We start from the raw sequence: 6,925 nt of genomic DNA, 5'->3' as shown, positions 1-6,925 counted from the left end.
CTCGGCGGTGTCGTGCACGAGTGCGGCCACCGGCCCGCCGGTCGAGGGAGACGACCCAGCTCTCGACGAGCTGCGTCCGGGTCGACCTCCCGCCCCCGAGCGCACCAGGGCGGCCAGCGGCTCCTCGGCCGCGGCGACCAGTCCGGTGTGACGATCACGTGGCCGCCGAGCGTCACGAGCGTCGGCCCAGCTGGTAGCCACGGCCGGTGACCCGTTCGAGCGGTCCGGTGTCGCACAGCGTCGAGGGTGTCCGCGAACTTGCGCTGCAAGGCATGTCGGGTACCGGAGGCCGGTAGGCTCGGGCTCCCGACCGCATCCCAGACCATGAGGAGCCATCACCATGAGCGACGAGCGCAGCCTGTCTGATGAGGACATCAACACCGTCACGGGCGGAACCGAACAGCCCGGTGCGGACGCGGACGCCGCGGACGCCGACGGGGTCGACGGCGACACGGTCGACGCGGTGGACGGGGACGCCGCTGACGCGGTCGACGGGGACGCCGCTGACGCGGTGGACGGGGACGCCGCCGACGCCGACGCTGCGGACGCCGACGAGACCGACGCGTAAGGCGACGTGACCGACACGTGGGAGGGTCCGGCACCCGCGGAGGGCGCGCTCGCGCGGTGCGTGGGTGACGTCGGCCGCTTCGTCGCCCACGCGTGGGGGCGGCAGCCGTCGCTGCACGCGCGGACCGGGGACGACACGTTCGCGGACCTGCTGTCGATCGATGACGTCGACCGCATCCTGACCGCCACGTCGCCACGCCGCCCGGCCATCCGGGTGGTGCGCGGCGGCCGGGAGGTCCCGGCCGGTGCGTACACCCGCGCAGGCACGCTCGGCTCGCGCACGCTGACGGACCTGCCCGACATCGAGCGCCTGCTGGGCCTGTTCGATGACGGCGCGACGATCGTGCTCCAGGGGCTGCAGCGCACCTGGCCGCCGGTCGGCCGGCTGTGCCGGGGCATCGAGAGCTACCTGACCCACCCCGTTCAGGCCAACGCCTACCTCACGCCACCGAGCTCGCAGGGGCTCAACGTCCACCACGACACGCACGACGTCTTCGCGCTGCAGACCTACGGTCGCAAGCGCTGGGTGACGTATGCCCCTTTGATCGAGCAGCCGCTGCCCGGGCAGCGATGGCGCGTCGAGCCGGAGACGCTCGGCGACCCGGAGATCGACACGGAGCTGGTGCCGGGCGACTGCCTGTACGTCCCCCGCGGCACGCTGCATGCGGCGGCGACGACCGGCGACGCCTCGCTGCACCTGACGCTGGGTGTGCGGGTGGTCACATGGCATGACGTGGCGCGCCGGCTCGTCGAGCGCACGCGCGACGTCGCGGCGTTCCGGGAGGCCCTGCCTGTCGGCTTCGCCCGCCGGCCCGAGGAGCTGCGCGCGGAGGTGTCGGGCCGGCTGAAGCAGCTCGTGGACCTAATCGCCGACGCCGACGCCGACGCCGTGGCCGAGTGCGAGGCGCAGCGGCTGTGGGCCGGCCTGCTGGCCCGCCCGGAGGGCGCGCTGCGGATGCGGCTGGACGACCTGGACGTCGACGCCCTGATCGCGCCGCGCGACGACCTGCCGTTTCGCATCACCGTCACCGGCGACCGCCTGCGGGTGCGTCGCGGCGCCACCGAGCTGGAGATGCCGGCGTGGGTCGAACCCGCCGTCCGCGCCGTGCTCACGGCGCCGGTCCGCCTCGACGCGCTGCCGGGAGGCCTGGACCCCGACTCGGCACGGGTGCTCGTCGGCCGCCTCGTGCGCGAAGGCATGGTCGTGGTGCGGCGGGACGCGCCGTGACGGCGCGCTTCAGCTGCGCCGCCGCGGCGTACGCCCGCGACGAGCCGCGCTACGCGACGGCGTCGACCGTCCGGCGCTGGCTGCTGATCGAGCAGCCGGGCCCGTGGGGTGCGTCCGCCATCCGCGAGAGCCGCATACCGTCGGTGGCCGCGGAGGCGCTGATCGACCTGGGCAAGCGGTTGTCGGCGCGTGTCCTGCTGATCCGTCGTCCCGCTGGGCGGGCCTCGGACGGAACCCACGTGTACGTGGCCCACACCGGCGTGCGCAGCCGCTGGCTGCAGTCGTTCGTGGTCGATGCGCCGCAGGCCGCGCTCGACCTCGACCTCGAGCCGCTGCGCCGCGGGCGGAGCGTCGACGGCCGGCCCGAGGACGATCCTCTGCTGCTGGTGTGCACCAACGGCCGCCACGATCCGTGCTGTGCGGAGTTCGGGCGGCCCGTCGCCGACGCGCTCGCTGCCGGCTACGGGGAGCTGGTGTGGGAGGTCTCCCACATCGGTGGCGACCGGTTCGCGGGCAACGTCGTGGTGCTGCCCGACGGGATCTACTACGGCGGCCTCGACGCCGACCGCGCCGTCCGCGTGGCACAGTCGCATCTGACGGGTCACATCGAGCTCGGCGCCTACCGTGGACGCAGCGCCCAACCGTTCGTCGTGCAGGCGGCCGAGCATTTCCTGCGTCGTGAGCACCGGCTCACCGGCCTGGACGCCGTGCGGTGGACGGACCGGGAGGCACTGGCCGATGACCGGTGGCGCATCACGTTCGCCACGCCCGCTGGCATGGTGCAGGTCGATGTGGGGGTTGGGCGCGAGGACGAACCACGCCAGCTCACATGCCGCGCTCCGCAGCTCGCACGTCCACCGCGCTACGACCTGCTCGCTCTGCGTCCGGGCGGCGCGGAAGCCTGACCACGGCGTGGGACCAGCGTGGCGGTCACCGCGTGATGGTCGGTCCCCGGCATGGGGAACCGGTCGAAGGCGGCGACGTCGATGTCGCGCAGCAGCACGTGGTCGAGGTCCGCGAGCCGCTGGAACGCCCCGACCAGGAGCTGGATGTCGGGGAAGCTGAAGCCGTACTGGCCGTTGGTGGCGAGCACGACCAATGGGTTCTCGCCGGCGGGCGTCCGCCGCGTGATCGCCCGGGATCCACCACGGCGCGGCGAGCGCCACGTGCACGGCGATCACCGCTCCGGCGGCGACCGCGACCGCCCGTCGTCGGGTGTGTGCCGCCAGGATCAGGACGATCACGGCCGGCGCCAGCGCGAGCGGCACGACCGCCTGCAGGGTCGGGAGCCATGTGGGAGTCGGTGCGTCGATCCACCGCAGCGAGGTCAGGGCCGCCAGCATCGCCACGACGACCACAGCGACCGCGGTCCGCGGCGCGCGGCCCGGCAACGCGGAGAGGACCGGGGACCGCACGACGAGGTGCGGTGTGCGCCGGCGCCGCGGGACGCGCGCCGTCGGTCAGCACGTCCCGACCCGCGTGTTGCGGTCGGCCCACCGACGCAGATCCTACCGGTCAGGAGGCGATGGCACGCACCCGATCGATCGAGCCGGCGACGTCGGTCGGATCGAACCAGACCGCCGCCAGTCCACTGCCCCGTGCGCCGGCCACGTTGGCGGCCCGGTCGTCGACGAGGACGATGCGGGCCGGGTCGGTGTCGAGCAACTCGAACGGCGTCCTGATCACGACCCCACCGAGGTCGAACAGGATGGTGGTCGGTCCACTCAATGGGGCGTCTCGTGGCCGATCATGCGATCGACCTTGATGATGTCACCGCTCCACGAGCACCGGTCGCACCGGGTGTGGTAGATGCGTCTGTCGCCCTCCCAGTACTCCACGGCGATTGATCCCTGTCCGTCCAGAGGGCCGCCGCAGGCGGGGCAGTATGCGGGTGCGTCATCCATGTGTGCGATCCGATCGGGGTCCCACCAGTGCTCACCGGACAGCCGCCGGTCCCGCACAGGGACCGGCGTGACGACCTGGTTGCTCCAGCGCGGCTGCTGGCGTCGACCGGCGACCATCACCGGTCGTCCCCGGCGTGGTCGGGCATCCGACCACCCGACGCCCTCTGCATGATCTCGTCCGCCTCGGCGAGCGAGATCGCGCTGTCGCCTCGCAGGGTCGCGGCGTCGATGTACAGCTTCTTGATCTGGTCGAGTGCCGGCGAGTAGCGCGACGACCCCATCGACAGCCAGCTCAGGGCGAACTCGGTGTAGTCGACACCGAACTTGTCCTTCTCGCACGGCAGCCCGATGCGGTCGTGGCGTTCGCGGGTGAACCCGACCGTCGGGTCCGTGCCCTCCGCGACCAGGGCCATCTGCTCCCGGAACATCCTGCGCAGCATGATCACGCCGATGTCGCTTCTGCCCAGGTGCTCGGCCGTCCGGTCGGTGATGGTGCCCTGTGTGACCCAGGCCATGATGTCCTGGCCCTCGATGTAGTCGACGATGTGCTCGTCGTCCTCATCGAGCCACGGGAACTCGTAGCTGACCGGGTAGACCTGTTCGGGGAACTCCTCCATCCCCGGTGGCTGGTGGGACGAGTAGAAGAGGACCCACGTCGTCGTGTCGTCGAGCGGCACGCGGATCTGCATCTGCTCGATCCCGGCTCCGCCGACGCGCATGCAGTAGGGGAAGACGAGCGGGTGGCCGATGGCCCAGTCGTCCATGTCCTCGGTGTTGCCCTCGAGGACTCGGCGCTTGAGGATGCCCCACTCCATCTCGTCGAAGCCGACCTTGACGTGGCGCTTCTGGAACCCGGGCGGCGCCAGGAAGCCCTGCTGCTCGCCGAGAAACTTGAAGTACCGCCCGTGCAGCCACTCGACGTGGTGCGGATCGACGGAGTTCTCCATGATCTGCAGCCAGTTGCACGGCAGGACGGCGTGCCCGACATCCTTGAAGCCGTCGTCGACGTAGACGTCGAAGCGGGGCAGCTCGGGCGCCGGATCGGGGCCGATGTAGACCCAGACCATGCCGCCCATCGCCAGGGCTCTGCCGGCGAAGGCCGTGATTCGGTCGGTGAACGTCGACTCCGCCGGCTCGGCCGGCTGGTCCAGGCAGGCACCGCGCTGGTCGAACAGCCAGCCGTGGTAGCCGCAGCGCAGGCCCTCCTCCTCCACGACGCCGTACACCAGGGACGCGTGGCGGTGGGGGCATCGCTCCTGCACGATGCCGTACCCGCCGTGGGGCCGCTTCCACAGGGCGAAGTTCTCGCCGAGCAGCCGCACCTTCTTGATCGGCCACTCCTCGAGGTCACGCTGGAAGGCGACCGGGTACCAGTACCGGCGCAGCATCGCCCCCATCGGCGTGCCCGGCCCGACCTGGGTCAGCTCCTCGTTGATGTGCTGCTTCAGCATGACGCGCTCCCCTTGTCGGTTCAGATGCGGGTGACCGTCCCGGCGTTGCCGTCGACACGGATCATGTCGCCGGTGCGCAACTCGTCGGTGGCGTAGCCGGTGCCCGTGACGGCGGGGATGCCGTACTCCCGGCACACGATGGCGGCGTGGGACATCAAGCCGCCGATGTCGGTGACGGTCGCCTCGATCTTCGAGAACACGGGGGCCCACGACGGCGCGGTGATCGGCGCTACGAGGATCTCGCCGTCCTGGACCTCACCGATGTCGTCAGGGTGGAAGACGATGCGGGCGGGGCCCTCGGCGGTGCCCGGCGAGGCCGCCATCCCGGTGAGGTCGGCGCTGTCGTCCTCCGAGCCGAGCCACGTCCGGACCGAGTCGGTGGTGATGCCCCACAGCATGATGGTGAAGGGCTCGGTCACGACCTTCGGCGGCTCGCCCAGCGCCTTGGGCGGCCGGTAGTCCTGCAGCGCCTGCAGGATCGCGCGGCGGCGCGCGATGATCGGCGGCCAGTGATGTGGTCCGGCCGGCTGCGTCCCGACCGCCCACGCCGAGTAGAGGTCCCACAGCAGGACGTCCATCTCCTCCCGGCGCACGAAGTAGATGTCGTCGGCCTGCTCGAAGAAGCCCTCCTTGACGAGCATCTCGCCGAGCTCCCGCGACTTGCGCCAGAACACCGACATCGACCAGTGCTCGATGTAGAAGTTGTGGTTCTCGACGTAGGGGAACACGGTGCGCGCCAGGCCGAGCTTGCCGTGGAACGCCTCCCGGTCCTGGTCAGTCTCGAGCAGCTCGGCGTACTCCGACACGATGCGGTCGCGCTCGGCGGCGATCTCTTCGATCGGTCGGGAGATGTCCTCGCCGTTCTGCAGCTTGGTGATGTAGGTGTGGATGAACCCGTAGGGGACCGATTTGTCCTGCCGCCACGTCCGATCGTAGTAGTAGAAGCCGGTCCCGGAGCTGAAGTTGAACCACGGCTCCTCAACGTCGGCCCAGCGGGCCATCCACTCGCGCCCGGGGTCCGTGTCGAGCGCCGCGTCGATCGCGTCGGAGTCCTCATGCTTGACGAAGATGTCGGCGATGCCCAGGTCGATGGCGGCCTGCGCCAGCTTCTTGAGCTCCTCGTTCGGGCGGAACAGGTCCACCTCGATGCCGGCGACCATCCTGGCGATCGCCAGGTCCGGGATCGACGGGAACGCCTCCTTGCAGAAGCCGAAGAAGTCGAGGTAGGCCGCGTAGCCCAGGTTCAGGAACTCGAAGTGATACTGCCAGATCTTCTGCGCCAGATCCTGGAACCGGTGGTACTCGGCCTGCAGGTCCCATCCGGAGCCGACGCCCCGGCCACTGGTGATGACGTCCATGTCCTCGACTTCGGGCAACCCCGAGAAGTCGATCGCCTCGAGCTCTGCGATGTTCGCCTTGACCTTGTCGAGCCAGCTGGCGTACAGGTCGTCCCAGTTCGCGAAGTAGTGACCGGCCCGCTCCATGAACTGCGGGACGCGTTGCTCGATCGTCGCACCGTCCTCGATGGTCACCGGCGAGAAGTACGGGTAGCCGAACAGGACGCGGAAGTCGATCCCGTTCGCCGGTGGGATCAGGTAGCGCCGCGAGTTGTACTGGCTCAGCGACGCGATGGCGTACTCGAGGTGGTCGGCGTCCCAGGGGGACATCGCCGAGCCCCAGTGCATGCTGTCCTGGAACCAGAACTGGTTCTCGTCGTGCTCCCGCCGGCCGTCGCTGAACAGCACCGAGTACTTGTACAGCTCCTCCCACCCCTG

At 70.5% G+C, this 6,925-nt stretch carries 8 protein-coding genes; 3 read left to right on the top strand and 5 right to left on the bottom strand.

Features of this window, described 5'->3' with window-relative positions; translation table 11 throughout:
* The first annotated feature begins 340 nt into the window (after positions 1-340).
* From VK923_09850 to VK923_09840, 3 genes are read left to right on the top strand one after another with little or no spacing between them, the layout of a single operon-like run.
* Positions 341-568: a hypothetical protein gene (locus VK923_09850; protein ID HSJ44971.1), complete on the top strand. Its 228-nt coding sequence runs from the start codon at positions 341-343 to the stop codon at positions 566-568.
* Between the two features lie 6 nt (positions 569-574).
* Positions 575-1,795 carry a cupin domain-containing protein gene (locus VK923_09845; GenBank protein HSJ44970.1) on the top strand — a complete coding sequence of 407 codons (1,221 nt, stop codon included), beginning with the start codon at positions 575-577 and terminating at the stop codon, positions 1,793-1,795.
* A complete protein-coding gene (locus tag VK923_09840; GenBank protein ID HSJ44969.1) occupies positions 1,792-2,700 on the top strand; it encodes a sucrase ferredoxin in 909 nt (302 codons plus the stop codon). The genes VK923_09845 and VK923_09840 overlap by 4 nt, the downstream gene beginning before the upstream one ends.
* Here the strand turns inward: VK923_09840 and VK923_09835 are convergent.
* The 5 genes from VK923_09835 to VK923_09815 form a co-directional block, all read right to left on the bottom strand.
* Positions 2,658-2,894: a hypothetical protein gene (locus VK923_09835; GenBank protein HSJ44968.1), complete on the bottom strand. Its 237-nt coding sequence runs from the start codon at positions 2,892-2,894 to the stop codon at positions 2,658-2,660. The two genes, VK923_09840 and VK923_09835, sit on opposite strands and share 43 nt — an antisense overlap.
* Before the next feature lie 416 nt (positions 2,895-3,310).
* Positions 3,311-3,523 carry a hypothetical protein gene (locus VK923_09830; GenBank protein ID HSJ44967.1) on the bottom strand — a complete coding sequence of 71 codons (213 nt, stop codon included), beginning with the start codon at positions 3,521-3,523 and terminating at the stop codon, positions 3,311-3,313.
* Entirely contained in the window at positions 3,520-3,816 is a 297-nt protein-coding gene (locus tag VK923_09825) for a hypothetical protein (GenBank protein HSJ44966.1), read from the bottom strand. Before VK923_09825 ends, VK923_09830 begins: the two co-directional genes overlap by 4 nt.
* The gene (locus tag VK923_09820; protein HSJ44965.1) at positions 3,816-5,150 is read right to left on the bottom strand and encodes an aromatic ring-hydroxylating dioxygenase subunit alpha; all 1,335 of its coding nucleotides are present in this window, start codon (positions 5,148-5,150) and stop codon (positions 3,816-3,818) included. The genes VK923_09825 and VK923_09820 overlap by 1 nt, the downstream gene beginning before the upstream one ends.
* 20 nt (positions 5,151-5,170) lie before the next feature.
* Positions 5,171-6,925 (bottom strand): PEP-utilizing enzyme (locus VK923_09815; protein HSJ44964.1); only part of this gene is annotated, 1,755 nt, incomplete at its 5' end.

It is taken from the genome of Euzebyales bacterium (genome assembly GCA_035461305.1).
Taxonomy (GTDB): Bacteria; Actinomycetota; Nitriliruptoria; order Euzebyales; family JAHELV01; genus JAHELV01.
The sequence above is the reverse complement of the archived record's forward strand: the minus strand, read 5'-3'. Positions and strand labels throughout refer to the sequence as shown.

Excerpts from the sequence above, each read along its gene's own strand:
- VK923_09850 (HSJ44971.1), top strand. The coding sequence starts at position 341 with ATGAGCGACGAGCGCAGCCTGTCTGATGAGGACATCAACACCGTCACG.
- VK923_09825 (HSJ44966.1), bottom strand. The coding sequence starts at position 3,816 with ATGGTCGCCGGTCGACGCCAGCAGCCGCGCTGGAGCAACCAGGTCGTC.
- VK923_09820 (HSJ44965.1), bottom strand. The coding sequence starts at position 5,150 with ATGCTGAAGCAGCACATCAACGAGGAGCTGACCCAGGTCGGGCCGGGC.